This is a genomic window from Janthinobacterium sp. SUN033 (genome assembly GCF_030397595.1).
In the GTDB taxonomy this organism is placed as follows: Bacteria; Pseudomonadota; Gammaproteobacteria; order Burkholderiales; family Burkholderiaceae_D; genus Janthinobacterium; species Janthinobacterium kumbetense.
Genome location: NZ_JAPQNV010000008.1, coordinates 101,128 through 118,771, shown reverse-complemented (window position 1 = coordinate 118,771; position 17,644 = coordinate 101,128). Strand labels below are relative to the sequence as shown.

12 protein-coding genes and 4 tRNA genes are annotated in these 17,644 nt (G+C 61.0%); 6 read left to right on the top strand and 10 right to left on the bottom strand.

Annotation, left to right across the window (positions count from 1 at the left end; all coding sequences use genetic code 11):
- Positions 1-71: 71 nt before the first annotated feature.
- The 4 genes from OX460_RS27265 to ahpF all read left to right on the top strand — a co-directional run bounded on the left by OX460_RS27265 (position 72) and on the right by ahpF (position 5,939).
- Positions 72-2,915: an EAL domain-containing protein gene (locus tag OX460_RS27265; protein WP_289900530.1), complete on the top strand. Its 2,844-nt coding sequence runs from the start codon at positions 72-74 to the stop codon at positions 2,913-2,915.
- A 170-nt stretch (positions 2,916-3,085) separates the two neighbouring features.
- Complete coding sequence (locus tag OX460_RS27260; protein ID WP_099666109.1) at positions 3,086-3,478, top strand: DUF3597 domain-containing protein; 393 nt, start codon at positions 3,086-3,088, stop codon at positions 3,476-3,478.
- Between the two features lie 195 nt (positions 3,479-3,673).
- Positions 3,674-4,237 carry an alkyl hydroperoxide reductase subunit C gene (gene ahpC, locus OX460_RS27255; RefSeq protein ID WP_077398190.1) on the top strand — a complete coding sequence of 188 codons (564 nt, stop codon included), beginning with the start codon at positions 3,674-3,676 and terminating at the stop codon, positions 4,235-4,237.
- 106 nt (positions 4,238-4,343) lie between these two features.
- Positions 4,344-5,939 (top strand): alkyl hydroperoxide reductase subunit F, encoded by a 1,596-nt coding sequence (gene ahpF, locus OX460_RS27250; RefSeq protein WP_099666110.1) that lies wholly within the window; start codon positions 4,344-4,346, stop codon positions 5,937-5,939.
- A gap of 73 nt (positions 5,940-6,012) precedes the next feature.
- On the opposite strand, the gene OX460_RS27245 is transcribed toward ahpF, so the two are convergent.
- From OX460_RS27245 to OX460_RS27210, 8 genes are all read right to left on the bottom strand, one after another.
- Positions 6,013-6,351, bottom strand: coding sequence for a CzcE family metal-binding protein (locus tag OX460_RS27245; protein WP_099666111.1), 339 nt, complete (start codon positions 6,349-6,351; stop codon positions 6,013-6,015).
- Positions 6,352-6,487: 136 nt separating this feature from the next.
- Positions 6,488-7,114 (bottom strand): ATP-binding cassette domain-containing protein, encoded by a 627-nt coding sequence (locus tag OX460_RS27240; protein WP_099666112.1) that lies wholly within the window; start codon positions 7,112-7,114, stop codon positions 6,488-6,490.
- Positions 7,105-8,208 carry a hypothetical protein gene (locus OX460_RS27235; RefSeq protein ID WP_289900529.1) on the bottom strand — a complete coding sequence of 368 codons (1,104 nt, stop codon included), beginning with the start codon at positions 8,206-8,208 and terminating at the stop codon, positions 7,105-7,107. The genes OX460_RS27240 and OX460_RS27235 overlap by 10 nt, the downstream gene beginning before the upstream one ends.
- A 105-nt stretch (positions 8,209-8,313) precedes the next feature.
- Positions 8,314-8,390 (bottom strand) — tRNA-Asp (locus tag OX460_RS27230).
- Positions 8,391-8,446: 56 nt separating this feature from the next.
- Positions 8,447-8,522: transfer RNA gene (locus OX460_RS27225), tRNA-Val, on the bottom strand.
- A 217-nt stretch (positions 8,523-8,739) separates the two neighbouring features.
- Positions 8,740-8,816, bottom strand: a tRNA-Asp gene (locus tag OX460_RS27220).
- A 54-nt stretch (positions 8,817-8,870) separates the two neighbouring features.
- Positions 8,871-8,946: transfer RNA gene (locus OX460_RS27215), tRNA-Val, on the bottom strand.
- A gap of 220 nt (positions 8,947-9,166) precedes the next feature.
- A complete protein-coding gene (locus tag OX460_RS27210) occupies positions 9,167-11,338 on the bottom strand; it encodes a S9 family peptidase (protein ID WP_289900528.1) in 2,172 nt (723 codons plus the stop codon).
- Positions 11,339-11,519: 181 nt separating this feature from the next.
- On the opposite strand from OX460_RS27210, the gene dinB reads away from it, so the two are divergent.
- Together dinB and OX460_RS27200 are read left to right on the top strand one after the other, a co-directional pair.
- Positions 11,520-12,704 (top strand): DNA polymerase IV, encoded by a 1,185-nt coding sequence (gene dinB / locus OX460_RS27205; RefSeq protein WP_257218814.1) that lies wholly within the window; start codon positions 11,520-11,522, stop codon positions 12,702-12,704.
- 118 nt (positions 12,705-12,822) lie between these two features.
- Positions 12,823-13,719, top strand: coding sequence for a recombination-associated protein RdgC (locus OX460_RS27200; protein ID WP_289900527.1), 897 nt, complete (start codon positions 12,823-12,825; stop codon positions 13,717-13,719).
- Positions 13,720-13,852: 133 nt separating this feature from the next.
- Here OX460_RS27200 and OX460_RS27195 read toward each other — a convergent pair whose 3' ends face one another.
- The gene (locus OX460_RS27195; RefSeq protein WP_289900526.1) at positions 13,853-16,537 is read right to left on the bottom strand and encodes a TonB-dependent receptor; all 2,685 of its coding nucleotides are present in this window, start codon (positions 16,535-16,537) and stop codon (positions 13,853-13,855) included.
- A gap of 609 nt (positions 16,538-17,146) precedes the next feature.
- The gene (locus tag OX460_RS27190) at positions 17,147-17,632 is read right to left on the bottom strand and encodes an asparaginase domain-containing protein (protein ID WP_034781194.1); all 486 of its coding nucleotides are present in this window, start codon (positions 17,630-17,632) and stop codon (positions 17,147-17,149) included.
- Positions 17,633-17,644: the final 12 nt, after the last annotated feature.

Here is a 17,644-nt window from a genome sequence, read left to right as displayed (position 1 = left end):
TCCATTGGCAAAAGGGGCGGCTACAATAGCCTTACCCCTGCCAGCTCGGCAGCTTCCTGTGGTGTTCCGCCATGCCGATGAAAGCCCGCGACGCTTTCCGCCTTGTCTTGCCGCTCGCCGGCAGGCTGGCGCGCGCCTGGCGCGGCTTTGTCTTCCTGCTGCTGTGCCTGGCCACACCAGCCCGGGCGCTGGAACCCGTTACCCTGCAACTCAATTTCACGCACCAGTTCCAGTTTGCCGGTTATTACGCGGCCATCGAGCAAGGCTATTACCGCGAGGCGGGCCTGGAAGTCAGGCTGGTCGAAGGCGGCGGCGGGCCGCTGGCCGAGGCGGCCGTGCTGGCGGGCCAGGCCGAGTATGGCGTGGGTAACAGCACCTTGTTGCTCAGCCGGCTGGCCGGCAAGCCCCTGGTGGTGCTGGCCGTCGTGTTCCAGCATTCGCCCAGCGTGCTGCTGATGCGCCAGCAGGGCGGCGCGCCCGACGTGCGCAAGCTGGTGGGGGCGCCCGTGATGATCGGTGCGGCCGGCGACGTGGCCCTTGCCGCCGATGAAGTATCGCTGTTCCTGGCGAAAATGGGTGTCGCGCCGCAGCAGATGCGCCACTTGCCTCCCAGCTACCGCATCGAAGATTTGATCGATGGCAAGGTCGACGCCATCGCCGCGTATTCCACCAACGAACCGGACTACCTGGACCGGGCGGGCTTTCCCTATTACCAATTTACGCCGCGCACGGCCGGCATCGATTTCTACGGCGACAACCTGTTTACCAGCGAGCACGAACTGCGCCGCCATCCCGAGCGCGTGAAAGCGTTTCGCGCGGCCAGCCTGCGCGGCTGGCAATACGCGATGGCGCACCGCGAGGAAATGGCGCAACTGATCCACGTCAAGTACAGCCAGCGCCACGACCGCGCGCACCTGCTGTACGAGGCGCAGCAGATGGAATTGCTGCTGCAGCCCGTGCTGGTGGAGCTCGGCTACATGAATCCCCAGCGCTGGCAGCACATCGCCGACACGTATGCCAGCATGGGCGTGCTGCCGCGCAATGCCACGGACAGCCGCGCCTACAAGGGTTTCCTGTATCGCCCCGTGCCGGGCGCCGACCTGGGCTGGCTATACCTGTCGCTGGGCCTGGCGGGCAGCTTGCTGGCCGTGTCGGCGGCCTTTCACTTCAACAACCTGGCACGCGAGCGCCGCCGCACGGAGGAAACCATCCGCCAGGGGGAATTGCGCTTTCGCACCATGTTCGAGGAAGCGCCCATGGGCATCGCCCTGATCGATACCGTGAGCGGACAGTTTCTCGACATCAATCCGCGCTACCTGGCCATCAGCGGGCGCAGCCTGGAACACATGAAGCAAACGAGCTGGATGGAGATCAGCCATCCCGACGATGTGCCCGGCGAGCAGGAGCAGGTGGCGCAGTTGCTGGCGCGTAGCTTGCAGGGCTTTCGCCACGCCAAGCGGATCGTCCGGCCCGATGGCGGCGTGGTGTGGGTTGACGCCTCGGTGACGGCCATCGCCACGGCGCGCCATGGCGGCCCGCACCACCTGTGCATGCTGGAAGACGTGACGGACAAGCGGCAAACGGAAGCGCTGATCTGGCAGCAAGCCAACTTCGATACCCTGACGCAATTGCCGAACCGGCGCATGTTCCACGAACGCCTGCGCCAGGCGCTGGCTCAGGGGCGGCGCGATACGAGCCGCGTGGCCATCCTGTTCATCGACCTCGACCATTTCAAGGAAGTCAACGACACCCTCGGCCACCACCAGGGCGATATCCTGCTGATCGAGGCGGCGCGGCGCATCCGCGTGGGCGTGCGCGAGACGGACACGGTGGCGCGCCTGGGCGGCGATGAATTCACGGTGATCCTGTCCGACCTCGATGATCTGCAGCAAGTCGACCGCATCGCGCGGCAGATACTCGACGGCTTGCTGGCGCCATTCCTGCTGGGGCAGGAGCAGGCGTTCGTCTCGGCCTCGATCGGCATCACCTTGTATCCGGACGACGCGGGCACCATCGAGGAATTGCTCAAGCACGCGGACCAGGCCATGTATGTGTCGAAAGGGGCGGGGCGCAACCGCTACAGCTACTTTACGCCCGCCATGCAGGTGGCGGCCGTCAACCGCATGCGCCTGGGAGCGGACTTGCGCACGGCCCTGCGCGAACAGCAGATGCAGCTGTATTACCAGCCCATCGTCGCGCTGCATGGCGGACGCATCGAGAAGGCGGAAGCCTTGCTGCGCTGGCACCATCCGCAGCGGGGCCTCGTGTGCCCGCCGGATTTCCTCGCGCTGGCCGAAAGCAGCGGCCTGATCGTGGAGATCGGCGATTGGGTGCTGTGCACGGCGGCGGCGCAACTGCTGCATTGGCGTGCGCAGTGCCATGCCATCGGCTTGCCGGGGCTGCAACTGTGCCTGAACCAGTCGTCGCTGGAATTGCAGCGCGAAGTCGAGGCGCCCGGCACCTGGCTGCGCCAGCTGGCGGCGCTCGGTGTGCCGGCCTCGGCCATTGTGCTCGACATGCGTGAAGATGTGCTTTTACCTGGCGGCACCAGCATGGCGCCACGCTTGCAGCACTTGCGCGAAGCGGGCTTGCAGATCGCCCTGGACGACTTCGGCAGCGGCCATGCTTCGCTGACGCAATTGCAGCAATGCGGCATCGATTACCTGAAGCTCGACGGCGTGCTGGTGCGCAAGCTGGCGCCCGGCGCCAGCGAGCTGGTGCTGTGCGAAGCCATCGTCACCATGGCCCACAAGCTGGGCTTGCGGGTGATTGCCGAAGGGGTGGAGACCGATGAGCAGCGTGCGCGCCTGCTGGAGATCGGCTGCGATTTTGCGCAAGGCGAGCTGTTTGCGCCGCCGTTGGCCATCGAAGCGTTCGATGCGCTGCTGCGCGCGCAGCGGCCCTTGCACCCTTGAAACAGGCATCGCCTGCCACCAGATGGCATCCACGCCTGCGGGACAGGGCTCCCGGCTTGAACGGGCTTATACTCGACGGGCTGGCGCCTGCGCCCGGCTTTGCTGTCACCGGTACCTACACCGGGAGCGCAGGCAGTATTTCTTCCATTCACTCAACTCGAGGTGACCTCATGGGCATTTTCAGCAATATCTACAACAAGATCTTCCACCATTCGTCCGACGCTGCCCCGGCAGCCACGCCAGCCGCCGCTACCGACGCGCCAGCGGCGGCCGCACCGGCCGCCGCACCAGCGGCTGCCGTGCCGGTGGTGGACGTGGAAGTGGTGCTGGTCGACCTGGCCAGCAAGAACGCGGAAAAACTCAATTGGCGCACGTCCATCGTTGACCTGATGAAACTGCTTCAACTGGACAGCAGCCTGGCGTCGCGCAAGGAACTGGCACAAGAGCTGCATTTCACGGGCGACACCAACGATTCGGCCAGCATGAATATCTGGCTGCACCGCCAGGTGATGATCAAGCTGGCGGAAAACGGCGGCAAGGTACCGGAAGAGCTGAAGAATTAAGAATTGAACATCTGGCGGCGGCAGGGGTATCCACTGTCACCGCTATCCAATCCCGTGGGAACTGCCTATCATGGAGTTCCCATGGCGTCATGATAGCTAAAACTAATTGAAACTATTGTGACAATCAATTTTGCATATGGGTTAAAACCCCTTACACTAGAGTCTTACTGATTCACCACACGAGAGGAAATGACTATGTCGCTGATCAATACCCAAGTTAAACCATTCAAGGCAACCGCTTACCACAATGGCAAATTCGTCGACCTGACGGAAGCGTCGCTGAAAGGCAAGTGGTCGGTATTCGTCTTCTACCCGGCCGACTTCACCTTCGTTTGCCCAACCGAACTGGAAGATCTGGCCGATCACCATGCTGAATTCCAGAAACTGGGCGTCGATGTCTACGGTATCTCGACCGATACCCACTTCGCGCACAAAGCCTGGCACGACACCTCGGACGCGATCAAGAAAGTGCAATACGCACTGATCGGCGACCCGACCGGCGCCCTGTCGCGCAACTTCGAAGTCATGATCGAAGAAGAAGGCCTGGCACTGCGCGGTACCTTCGTCATCAATCCTGACGGCTTCATCAAAGTGCTGGAAGTGCATGACAACGGCATCGGCCGTGACGCAGCGGAACTGTTGCGCAAAGTCAAAGCCGCTCAGTACGTGGCGAACCACCCAGGCGAAGTGTGCCCAGCCAAATGGACGGAAGGCGCAGCGACCCTGACCCCATCGCTGGACCTGGTTGGCAAGATCTAAGTCTTGAAACCTTGCAACATCTAGCAGCAAACAAGTAGTTACCGCGATGCCGGACCGGGTGTCCGGCCCGGCATTCGCCTAAATATTTGTAGAAAAGGAAAACATCATGTTAGACGCCACCCTCAAAACCCAACTGAAATCCTACCTGGAAAAAGTGGTGTATCCGCTTGAGTTGGTCGCTTCTCTCGATGACAGCGCAAAAGCCCGCGAGATGAAAGAATTGCTCCAGGAAATAGTCCTGTTGAGCGACAAGATCACGCTGGTCGAGCGCACTGACGCTGGCGTACGGACCCCGTCGTTCAGCATCAACCGCCCAGGCACCGATATCGGCGTGCGTTTCGCCGGCGTGCCGCTGGGCCATGAATTTACCTCGCTGGTGCTGGCGCTGCTGCAAGTGGGCGGCCACACCATCAAGTTCGACGATGCCGTGATCGAGCAGATCCGCAACCTTGACGGCGATTACGAGTTTGAAACGTTTATTTCGCTCTCCTGCCATAACTGCCCGGAAGTGGTGCAGGCATTGAATGCCATGGCCGTGATCAACCCGCGCATCAAGGTCACCACCATCGATGGCGGCGTGTTCCCGCAAGAAGTGGAAGCGCGCCAGATCATGGCCGTGCCGATGATGTTCCTGAACGGTGAACACTTCGGCCAGGGCCGCACGAATGTCGAGGAAATCCTCGCCAAGCTCGACACCAACGCCGGCGCCCGCCAGGCCGAGGCACTGAACAAGAAAGACGTGTTCGACGTGCTGATCGTCGGCGGCGGCCCTGCCGGCGCGGCAGCGGCCATCTACGCGGCCCGCAAAGGCATCAAGACGGGCGTGCTGGCCGAGCGTTTCGGCGGCCAGGTACTCGATACCCTTGCCATCGAGAATTTTATTTCCGTCAAGGAAACGGATGGTCCGAAGTTCGCCATGGCGCTGGAACAGCACGTCAAGGAATACGAAGTCGACATCATGAACACCCAGCGCGCCGCGAAATTGACGCCGGGCAAATTGGTGCAGATCGAAACGGCGAATGGCGCGATCCTGAAAGCCAAGACCGTCATCCTGGCCACCGGCGCCCGCTGGCGCGAAATCAACGTGCCGGGCGAGAAGGAATACCGCAACCACGGTGTCGCCTACTGCCCGCACTGCGATGGCCCGCTGTTCAAGGGCAAGCGCGTGGCCGTGATCGGCGGCGGCAACTCGGGTGTGGAAGCGGCGATTGACCTGGCCGGCCTCGTGAAACACGTGACCCTGATCGAGTTCGGCGCGGAATTGCGCGCCGATGCGGTGCTGCAACGCAAGCTGCACAGCCTGCCTAACGTGACCGTGATCACCTCGGCGCAAACCACCGAGATCCACGGCGACGGCAAGATCGTCAATGGCCTGAGCTACACGGACCGGGTCAGCGGCGAATCGAAGAAGGTCGAGCTGGAAGGCGTCTTCGTGCAAATCGGCCTGGTGCCGAACACGGAATGGCTGAAAGGCACGGTAGCGTTGTCGCGCCACGGCGAAATCGAAGTCGATGCCCGCGGCCAGACCTCGATCCCCGGCGTGTTTGCGGCCGGCGACGTCACCACGGTGCCGTACAAGCAGATTATCATCGCCACCGGCGAAGGCGCCAAGGCAGCCCTGTCCGCCTTTGACCACCTGATCCGCTCGGATGACGAGGAAGTGGTCGAAGAGTCTGCCGCCAAGGAAGCACTGACGGCGTAACTATTGAGCCGTATCAAGAAAAAACCGGAACCGCCGCAAGGGGGTTCCGGTTTTTTTTATGCATAGAAGAAACTTAGCTGCCCGCGTACAGCGGGTTGCCGGCCACATACACCTGGATGCCATCGACGGGCATGTCCTTCGGCGCGATGTCGGCCAGGGCGAAGACGGTCCTGTTGTTGAAGGTGTGCACGTGCCACGTAAAACGCTGGCCGGCGCGCGCGATGGTGACGGTTTCGCCGTGCGTGACGTTGATGTGGCGGGCGTCGGCCTGCAGCTCGATGGTGCGCTGGGCAGCGGCGTGCGGGGCGCTGCTGCCATAGTCGGTAGCCGTGCCCGTGGGGCCGGCGGCGATGGCCGAGGTGGCGAAGGCGGCGCACAAAATCGCCAGGGCGCGGCGGTGGGTGTTCAACATAGTAATCTCCAAGAATAAGCCAGGCGCGGTGAATAAGCGCGCCGTGTTATGGGTAATGGCTGCACCGGGATCGCCGGTTTTTGCAACACGGCATCGTAAGCTGTCCTTGGTCGATCTGCAAAGCTGTATTTCCTGTCTATATTTCCAGCGTCGCCGCCAGCGGCACGTCCGGCGCCAAATGGCTGGTCAGCACGATGCATTGGCGCGCCAGGCGGGACGGTTCGGCCAGGCGCGCGCGCAGGTGGGTCATGGCGGCCGCGTCGAGGCCGTTGAACGGTTCGTCGATCAGCAGCAGGCGCACGGGCAAGGCCAGGGCCAGGGCCAGTTGCAGCTTTTTATGCTGGCCCAGCGAGAGGGCGGTGATGCTTTGCTGCAAGGTTGATGTCATGGCAAAGGCGTGCAGTTCCGCGTTCAGCAGCGACTGGTCGCTGCCTGGGTACAGGGCCAGGTGCAGGTCGAGAAACTCGTGCACTTGCAGCCAGGGCAGGGCGGGCGTGTCGCCGCCGCAATAGAAGGTCTGGGCACGGTAGGCCAGCGGCATGGCGACGCTGTCGATGTCATCGAGGCGGATGGCGCCGCGCGCGGGCAGCAGGGCGCCGCCCGCCAGTTTCAGCAGGGTCGTCTTGCCGGCGCCGTTTGCGCCGCGCAGCCAGGTGACGCCGGGGCCGAATTGCTGGTTGTAGCCCTGGAAGACGCTGTGCGTGGGGAAGTGAAAATCGAGGTGCTCGAGGTGCAGCACGGGAGTAGGCAGGTTCAATTCCATAATTCGCTTCCGATGGCGCTCAAGGCAAGGATGGAGAAAACGACGAGGGCGACGCGCCCGCGCGGCGTCAGGCGGGGCAGGCCGACGATGGCCAGCAGGGCCGCGCTGGCGGTGAGGGCGTAGACGCCGGTCACGCGCCGCTGCAGGGCGGCGGGATCGATGCAATACAGCAAGATGCCAGCGCCCAGCAGCACGGCAAAGGCGGGGAGCAGGCTGGCGGCGCAGGCCAGGCGCGTCAGGGCCGTGCTGGCCAGGGGCCAGGCGTCCAATGCGGGGCGCAGCACGGCGATCTGTTCGCGCACGGCCTTGTCGCCCCGGTCCGTCACGATGATCAGGCTGGCGCTGGCCAGCAAACCGAGCAGCGGCGCGGGTACGAGCGGCGCGCGCAGCAGCCAGGCCAGCATGCTGGCGCCAGCCGTGGCCAGCAGCACGCTTTGCTGCAGGCCGATCACATTTTCATTGCGCCAGAACGGCAGCCAGAACAGCTGGCGCCACAGGAATATCGTGCGCCAGCGGGGCCGTTGCGGCACATACGCCGTCATCGTGGGCGCACGCGCCCTGTGTGCGGGCCGCGGTGCGCGCAGGCGTTGCGCCACGATGCGCGCCGTCAGCAGCCACGCCAGCAGCCAGACGGCGAGGGTGGCCGCCATGCCGGGCGCGGCAATGGGGCGCAGCCAGGGCGGCGACTGCAGCAGCCAGATGGTGGCCGAGACGGCATAGGCGAGGCCCAGCGGCAGCATCAGCAGGCCGGCCACGGCGATGTCGGCTTGCCAGCGCAGGTGGCGCGGCAAGGGCAGCTGGCGCAGCCACGCGGCGGTACTGGTCGGCAACAATCGCTTGCGCAGCAGCCAGGCGGGCAGGCATGTCAGCAGCACTTGCGCCGCCAGCAAGCCCAGGGCCGCTGGCCAGGGCAGGTTCATGGCGAGAAATCCCGGCAGGGCGATGACGCTGAGCAGGCCCAGCAGGACGGGACCGGCCAGGAACACGAGAATTTCCATGGAACTGGCCAGGCTGGCGGCAAATTGCAGCAAAGCATGATGGGCCAGGCGCAAGCGCAGGGCGAGGTAGGGGGAAAAGCTGCGGGGCAGGCGCATCAGGCAGGAGCGGCGGAGTCGGCAAGAGCGCTGATTCTAGTGCATTTGCGCTCCCAGAATGGGAAAAGCCCTTCGGTTCCAGGAACCAAAGGGCTTTTCTTTTATTGGCGGAGCGGACGGGACTCGAACCCGCGACCCCCGACGTGACAGGCCGGTATTCTAACCAACTGAACTACCACTCCAAGCTCGTATGATCTGTGTTGCTGATCCATGAAGCACTGGATAATTTTCTGTTTGGTGGTGGGTGCTGAGAGGCTCGAACTCCCGACCTACGCCTTGTAAGGGCGCCGCTCTACCAACTGAGCTAAGCACCCGCATACCCAGAAAACTATCCCGACGTTTGTCACCACGTCTGGAAGAGGCACTATTATAGGGGGCGCTTTCATGCTTGTGCAACTATTCTTGAGGGGGAATGGCAGTTTTTTTGCTGAAAAGCGCAAAAATGTTCAGGCGAGGGGGGATGGACGTGTTTTTGGCTTCTGAAATGGGAAAAGCCCTTCGGTTCCAGGAACCAAAGGGCTTTTCTTTTATTGGCGGAGCGGACGGGACTCGAACCCGCGACCCCCGACGTGACAGGCCGGTATTCTAACCAACTGAACTACCACTCCAAGCTCGTATGATCTGTATTGCTGATCCATGAAGCACTGGACAGTTTTCTGATTTGGTGGGTGCTGAGAGGCTCGAACTCCCGACCTACGCCTTGTAAGGGCGCCGCTCTACCAACTGAGCTAAGCACCCGTTGCTTGTCTCAGAAAACCATCCCGACGTTTGTCACCACGTCTGGAAGAGGCGCTATTATAGGACGGGTAAAATCCTTCTGCAAGCGCTTTTTTCAGATTATTGCCCGAATGCGGTTGGGAGCATCTGAAAAAAGTGCAGGGCAAGGCGCATTGCCGAAGACAGTACGGATAGTACGGCGAGGCAATGTAACGCTGCCATGGGCTTTTTCTCAGGGCTCCTATTCCGTGATGCCCCATTGCGACAGCATCCACGCCATATTGAACGCATTCTCGGCGATGGCGTTATAGCGGCCCGACGCGCCGCCGTGGCCGGCACCCATATTCGTTTTCAGCAGCAGGGGATTGCCGTCCGTTTTATAGGCGCGCAGCTTGGCCACATATTTTGCCGGTTCCCAGTACATGACCTGGCTGTCGTTCAGACCCGTCGTCACCAGCATGGCGGGATAGTTCTTGCGCGCAATGTTGTCGTACGGCGAGTAGCTGAGCATGTAGTCGTACGCGGCCTTCTGGTTCGGGTCGCCCCATTCCAGGTACTCGCCCGTCGTCAGGGGCAGGCTGGCGTCCATCATGGTGTTCATCACGTCGACAAACGGTACGGCCGCGTGCACGGCGTGGAACAGGTCGGGGCGCATGTTGACGACGGCGCCCATCAGCAAGCCGCCCGCGCTGCCGCCCTGGATGATGAGGCGGTTCGGGCTGGTCCATTTTTCGCGCACCAGGTAGTCGGCGCTGTCGATGAAGTCATTGAAGGTGTTTTTCTTCTTCATCAACATGCCGTCTTCATGCCAGGCTTCGCCCATGTCGGTGCCGCCGCGGATATGCGCTTGCGCATAGATGACACCCCGTTCCAGCAGGCTGATGCGGCTGATGGAAAAAGTGGCTTCCGTGGAAATACCGTAGGAGCCGTACGAGTACAGCAGCAGCGGCGCTGAACCGTCGAGCTTGACGCCTTTCTTGTAGACGACCCACAGCGGCACTTGCACGCCATCGCGCGCCTTCACCCACAAGCGCTGCGTGGTGTAGCGGCTGCTGTCGAAGCCGCCGACGATTTCCTGCTGCTTCAGCACCGTGCGCTTGCCGTCCTGCATGCTGACGTCGATGACGGTGGGCGGCGTGACGGGCGACTGGTAGGACATGCGAAATTGCGTGGCGGAAAACTCCGGCGTGCCGGCCGCCGTGGCCAGGTAGACGGGGTCGTCGAACTGCACCGCCTTCCAGTTCTTTTGCGCAAAATCAAAGATGCGGGCGCGGTTCAGGGCGCGCGCCTTTTCCATCACCACCAGGTAGCCCTGGAAGACGTCGATGGACTGGATCACGGCATCCTTGTTGTGCGGCACGACGGGCTTCCAGTTCTTCGGCTGCGGCGCGGAGAATGGCGCGCTGACGACACGGAAATTCTTCGCCCCCTTGTTGGTCAGAATATACAGCTGGCCGTCGCGGTGCTCGATGCCGTAGCGGTGGCCTTTTTCACGTTTCAGCACGGATTGGAACGTGCCTTGCGGCTTGCTCGTTGGCAGCAGCAGCACTTCGCTCGTGTCCGTGCTGCCCGAGGTGAGCACGAAGAATTGCTTGTCGCGCGTGCGGCCCACGTTGATGGCGAACTGCTCCACAGGCTCGTGGTAGACCTGTTGCGGCGCACCGCCCAGGGCCAGGCGGAACAAGCGGTCCGAGCGCTTGGTGGTGGCATCTTCCTGCGCCAGCATCAGGGTGGCGTTATCCGCCGCCCAGGCCAGCGATGTCACGCGCGGCATGCTGTCGCCCAGCAACTTGCCCGTTTTCAAATCCTTGACATGCAGCTCGTACTGGCGGAAACCCGTCGTGTCGGTGGTGTAGGCCAGCAACTGTTCATTCGGGCTGACGCTGAAGGCGCGCACGGCAAAGAATTTGTGGCCTTCGGCCAATTGATTCTGATCCAGCAAGACTTCCTCTGCCGCCTGCGCATCATAGGCGCCGCTGGCGCCGACGGGGCGGCGGCAGTGAATCGGATATTGCTTGCCCGCTTCCATGCGCGTGTAATAGTAGAAATTGCCCTGGCGCGCAGGCACGGACAAGTCCACTTCCTGCATGCGTCCCTTGACTTCCGCCGTTACCTTGTCGGCCAGCGGCTGGATCGGCGCCGTGACGGCTGCCGTGTAGGCGTTTTCCGCATTCAGGTAGTCGATCACGGCAGGATCGGCTTTCTTTTGCAGCCAGCGGTAGTCGTCCGTGACGACCGTGCCGTGGCGCGTTTCCTGCCAGGCTGTCTTGGCGGCGACGGGGGCGACGGCCGTGGCGATGGTGGTGGTGGCGTCGGCGGCCAGCGCGGATGGCGCCAGCGTGGACAGTAGCAGGGCCGGCAGGATGGATGACCAGACGGACCGGCGGCGCGAAGCATGATGTGCTGTGGACAAGGCAACTCCTTTGAATAGTTGTGTCAGGATTGTAATCTTGCTATTGAGAAAAGCAACCGCTGATCGTCGCCATCGGGTCCCGTGCGTTTCAACTTGCATCCGCGGTCATTTCCGGTAATACTGTATGCATGCACAGTATCTTGCCGCAATGAAGGCAAGCCGATCCGCCGCGAGGTGTTTTTTGATTCCATCTGCCCCCACACTTGCCGAAGCACCCGCCGCGCGCCGCTGGATCGCCCACCTGGACATGGACGCCTTCTTCGCTTCCGTGGAACTGTTGAAATATCCGGAATTGCGCGGCGAAGCCGTCGTCATCGGCGGCGGGCGCCTGCAGCAGCCCGTGCTGCAGATTGATGGCACGCGGCAATTTGCGCGCATGCGCGATTACGTGGGGCGCGGCGTCGTTACCACGTCGACCTACGCGGCGCGCGCGTTTGGCGTGTTTTCCGCCATGGGCATCATGAAGGCGGCCAGGCTGGCGCCCGACAGCATCCTGCTGCCGGCCGATTTCGAGGCCTACCGCGAGTATTCGGCCCGCTTCAAGCAAGCCGTGGCTCAGTTGTGCCCCATCATCCAGAACGTGGGCATCGATGAAATCTATGTCGACCTGACGGAACATGGCGAGCAGGCGCCGGCCATGGCAGCGCGCCTGAAGGCGGCCGTGTTCGAGGCGACGGGCCTGTCGTGCTCGATTGGCCTGGCGCCCAACAAATTGCTGGCGAAAATCTGTTCCGACCTGGAAAAACCCGACGGACTCACCATTTTGTCGCCCGAGGATATCGCCACGCGCGTGTGGCCCTTGCCGGCGAAAAAGATCAACGGCATCGGCCCGAAGGCGACGGCCAAGCTGGAAGCCTTGGGCATCATCACCATCGGCGAGCTGGCGCAAGCCGACCTGGCCATGCTGCGCACGCAGTTTGGCGACCTGTACACGGGCTGGCTGCGCCAGGCGGCGCTGGGCATCGACGAGCGGCCCGTGCAGACGAGCCGGGAAACCAAGTCCGTCAGCCGCGAAACGACGTTCGAGCGCGACTTGCAGGTGGTGCGCGACCGCGCCACGCTGTCGGAAAAGCTGGAAAGCCTGTGCACGCGCGTGGCGGGCGACCTGGACAAGCAGTCGCTGGCGGGGCGCACGGTGGGCATCAAGCTGCGTTTCGAGGATTTCAGCACCGTCACGCGCGACATCACCTTGCCCAGCGCCACGGCGGACGCCGCCGCCATCCTGCGGGCCAGCCGCGATTGCTTGCGGCGCGTGCCATTTGAAAAGAAAATCCGCCTGCTGGGCGTGCGCATCTCGACCTTGTCCGATCCGGCCATCGTGATGCGGCAGGCGCCAGCCCAGGCGGAGCTGTTTCCCGCCCTGTAGCGGCATTCCCCACGCATCAACAACACCGCGCCAGTCCGCGCTTTTGACGGCATTCCCGTGTCGAAAGTGTAGAATGGCGTTCCCCTGGCACTACTGAAACAAACGGAAGACAAAAACTATGTGGTTCAAGAATCTTCAGATTTACCGCCTGCCCGCACCATGGGTCTATACGCCAGAACAACTGGAAGAGGCCTTGTCCTCGAACAAATTTACGCCGGCGACCAGCATGGATCTGATGCGCCAGGGCTGGGATACGCCACGCCCGAACGGCGGTCTGGTCCACGTGGTCAACAAGCAGATGCTGATCTTGCTGGGCACGGAAAAGAAATTGCTGCCAGCGACCGTCATCAACCAGGTGGCCAAGGCCCGCGCCGCCGAGATGGAAGAAGCGCAAGGCTTTGCGCCTGGCAAGAAAGCCATGAAAGAATTGAAGGAACGCGTGGCCGACGAGCTGCTGCCGCGCGCCTTCAGCATCCGCAGTAACGTCTGGACGTGGATCGACCCCGTCAATGGCTGGCTGGTGGTCGATGCCGCCAGCCCGGCGAAAGCCGATGAAGTCATCAAGCTGCTGCTCAAGGCCGTGGATAAATTGCCGCTGGAAAGCCTGCGCGTGCAGCGCTCGCCCGTGGCGGTGATGACGGAATGGCTGCAGGCGGACGATGCGCCGGCCGGCTTCACGGTCGACATGGATACGGAATTGCGCGCCACGGGCGAGAGCAAGGCCACCGTGCGCTACGTGCGCCACACCCTGGAAGCGGACGACGTGCGCCGCCACATCGCGGCCGGCAAGCAGTGCACGCGCCTAGCCATGACGTGGAACGACAAGATTTCGTTCGTGCTGACGGAATCGCTGGCCATCAAGAGCGTCAAGCCGCTGGACGTGATCAAGGAAACGGAATCGAGCACGAAGAACGACGAAGAGCGTTTCGACGGCGACGTGATGCTGATGACGGGCGAACTGAGCAAGCTGATGGCCGACGTGGTCGAAGCCCTGGGCGGCGAAGCGACTGCATAAGCGCAGTCATGCCGGTACGAAAAAGGAGCTGCGGCTCCTTTTTTTTTCGCCTGTGGATTGCGAAAAGATAAAAAAAGCGCCTTGCACGGTGAAGTGCAAGGCGCTTTCGGACAAGCTAATTCACAACGTCAAATTAGAACTTGTAGTTGCCGGTGATGTAGAACGAACGCATCATTGGATCGGCGTAGCGTGGGTCGAAACCAACCTGGTGGCCCGACGAAGCGCGCAGCGACAGCGGCGGTGCACGGTCGAACAGGTTTTTGATGCCTGCGCGGATCGTGGTTTGCTTGTCAAAGGCGAAACGTGCTTGCCAGTCGAACGTCGTGTACGACGGTACTTGCAGGCGGAAGTCGTCTATTTTGGTTTTGGTGTCCTCGTTGTACACGCTTGCTGCCGCATCGGTATAGCCGTTACGGTAGTTGACCGTTACCGTGTTGCTCAGGCGGCCCGTATCCAGGGTCGTCGTCAGCTTCATCAGGTTGCGGAACGTGACTTCGTTGGTGTCGCCGAAGAAGTTCATGTTGCTGGTGAACACGTTGTTGCTGCCTGCCTTGGTGTAGTTCGCGTGCAACATGTGCGTACCGCTCAATTGAGCAGTCAGCTTACCGAAGGAAAACTTGTGGTTGGCCGACAGATCCCAGTCGATACCACGGTATTCCTTCTTGCCGACGTTGACCGACAGTTTCTTGAACGCGTAGTACATATTGCCGGTCGATGGCTCCCTGTAGTAATCGAAGCTTGTCGCATACTTGACCGGATCGCCAAATGCCTGATCTTCGGTGATTTCCGAGACGGCATTGCGCAGTTTCACATCCCACAGGTCGGCGCCGAACGAGAAGGCCGAGCTAGGCTCAACACGGAAGCCCAGGGTGAACTGTTTCGATTTTTCCGATTGCAGTTCTGGATTGCCTTCCGATACGGCGTTGTATTGAATTGGTTCGCCGCGGCAGAACTCGGTACCTGGGTATGGGCAGGTAAATTTCTTGGCGGTAAAGCCGGCATTGACCAGTGGCTGAGCGATGTCCAGCATGCTTGGCGCCTTGAAGCCCGTGCCGTAGGAGCCGCGGATCAGCACGGTTTGTACCGGCTGCCAGCGTGCCGATACCTTGTAGGTATTGGCGCTGTCTTTTTTACCGACTGTTTTGCTGTTCAGCTTGTCATCGATCGCCTTGACAGCATCGTAACGGCCACCGACGGTCATTTCGAACGACTTGGTCAGAGGAGCCAGCAACTCGACGAACGCGCCGTAGGTGTCGCGGCTCATGTCGTAGGAAGCTTTCGTGTTGAAGCTGTAGATATCGTCACCGGTGGCGCCTGGGGACTGCTCATAGCGGTAGGTGCGGTAGTCGCCGCCGATACCCAGGCTGGCCTTGCCGCCTGGCAAGGAGAACAGTTCACGCGAACCGTGCGTGTCGACGCCGCGCATCGTGGTCGATGCGGTACGCACGGAGCCGACGAACTGCGCGCCGGCGACTTGCGCTTGCACGGATGGCTTTTGGCCCAACGCGAACGCATCGAAATCCGGATTGGCCAGGATCGCATTGAAGCCCTGATTTGTCGCGTAGCCGCCCGTGTAACGCTCGTCGATCGAGTTTTGCGACCAGGTCAGGCCGCTTTCGAAGTTCCACGCGCCCAGTTCGCCTTCCACGCCAACCACCATGTGTTTGGTTTGGGTAATGGTCTGGCTTGCGCGCAAACCGAAGTCGGTGCTGCGGTAGTTGGCCGTGACCGATTTGAGATCGCCCTGTTGCGCTGGCGTCAGGTAAGGTTGCACGTATTTCGCGTAGGCAGCTGGATTGTTGAACACCAGCTCGTCAAGGTTGGTTTTAGGGTTCTTTACCGTTTGCGCGATCGAGATGGGGATCGGGTTGGCGGCGATACGCGCCGTCAGGTCGTAGCGCGAGTAGGCCAGTTCGGCGAACGCGTTCAGGCTGTCATTGAGCTTGTACGTTGCTTTGGAAAACAGGCTGTCGCGTTTCGATTGTGGCACGATTTCCACGGTGGAACCCGTGTCGAAGCCGCAAGCGCGTGAATTGCCGGTCGTGACGAAGGAATCGTCAGGGCAATTTCCGTTTTGACGCAAGTAAGGCGTGAAGGAAGTCGATGCGCTGTTCTTCGTTTTGTAGGCTACGGTGGCGCCTGCTGGCGATGCCGAGGTGCTGGTGCGGTCCCAGATGTAGTTGTTGCCGCCGCGTTTGAATTTCAGGAAAGAGGTATTGGCGAAATCGCGGTCGGTCGCGATCAGTTTCGACTGCTCATCGTGGCGGTACGATACCAGCACGTTGAAACGGTCTTCGTCCAGGTCGCCGAAACCATAGGTGACGCTGGTGTTCCAGGCGTTGCCGCCCTTGTCTTCCGGACCGCCGTAGGTGGCTTCCAGGGTGGCGCCTTGCTGGTTTTTCTTCAGGATGAAGTTCAGTACGCCGGCGATGGCATCCGAGCCGTACAGGGCCGAAGCGCCGTCGGTCAGGATTTCGACGCGCTCAACGGCGCTCATCGGAATGGCGTTCAGGTTGACCGTGGTGCCGGAGCCTTGTGGCGCGATGCGGCGGCCATTCAGCAGTACCAGGGTGTAGGACTCGCCGATACCGTGCAGCGAAGCACTGGTATTGCCACCCGAGTCGGAACCTGCTGCGACTGCGCCGATGGTGAAGCCTTGCATGGCTGGCAGGGCCTGGATCAGGTCGGCTACCGAAGTGGCGCCCGATTTGGCGATCGCTTCTTGCGTCAGGCGCTGCACAGGCAAGGCGCCTTCGACAGCGATACGCTTGATACTCGAACCGGTAATTTCAACTTTTTGAATTGCTTCGTCCGCCATGGATTGGCCAGAGAACAAGACGCTACCTGCCAGAACGGTCAGGGCCAGGCGTACGCTGCGCACGCCAATTTTTTCTTTAAATGCCATTGTAACAATTACTCCGTAGTAGTTTTAATAACGACAAGCAGTACACGAGCACCGCTCTGGCCATCGGGTAGATGGCCAGCGGTGCTCGTGTACGGTAGGCGGAACCACGTCGGTGGGAGGTGGAAGACTACTTAGCGCAATATTGTTATAAATGCACTTTTGACTTGTCGAGGCGAACATTATGTCGTCTCAGCAAGAAAAAATGCATATCAACCGTGTCGGATTTGGCAATAAATTATGGATACAGAAGAATATTTAATTTAATTGTTAAATTGCAGTTTTATATTTAATAATATCGGTGTTTTTAAAAATGATCAATGGCGTTTTTTTACAACACAAAATTATTATATTGGCAATTTGATGTTTTACCTGCAATAATTCGACGAATTCTGTGGTTTCGCAGAATTTGTGAAAGGCAAAAAAACATAAAAAAAGCCCGTTGAAAACGGGCTGGTCGAATTGTGACAGAGGGCCAGTCAGGCCGTGGGCCGGTCTGCTTTTACCCCCTGTCCTGCCATCGGCTTACAAGGGCTGGAACACGCCGGCGGCGCGGTTCTTTTGCACATTGTCCCAGGCGAAGATCTGGCCATTCATGGCCACGTACACGCCGGCTGGCAAGGTTTGCGCCACGCCGCAGGCAAAGCCCAGGTTGAACAGGGCGTCGGAGTTGTCGATTTCGTAGGGAATCATGGCGCCCGTCAAAATGACCGTTTGCTGCAGGTTCGCCGCGCCCAGCACCTGCGCCGTTTCGCGCATGGTGTCGGTGCCGTGGATGATGACGATGGCTTTTTCCTGTGCCGCGCGGCACGAGGCCAGCACGCGCTGGCGGTCCGCATCCTGCATGTCGAGCGAGTCGAGCAGGGGCAATTGCTCCAGCGCCACGGGCGCCGTCATGCGCGCGCGGGCAATCGCTGCCGGCAAATGACTGTCGGAAAAGCCCAGGGTACCGTTCAATTCGTTGTAGTGTTTGTCGAAAGTGCCGCCAGTGGCGAGTATGCGCAAAGTCATGATGTGGTCACG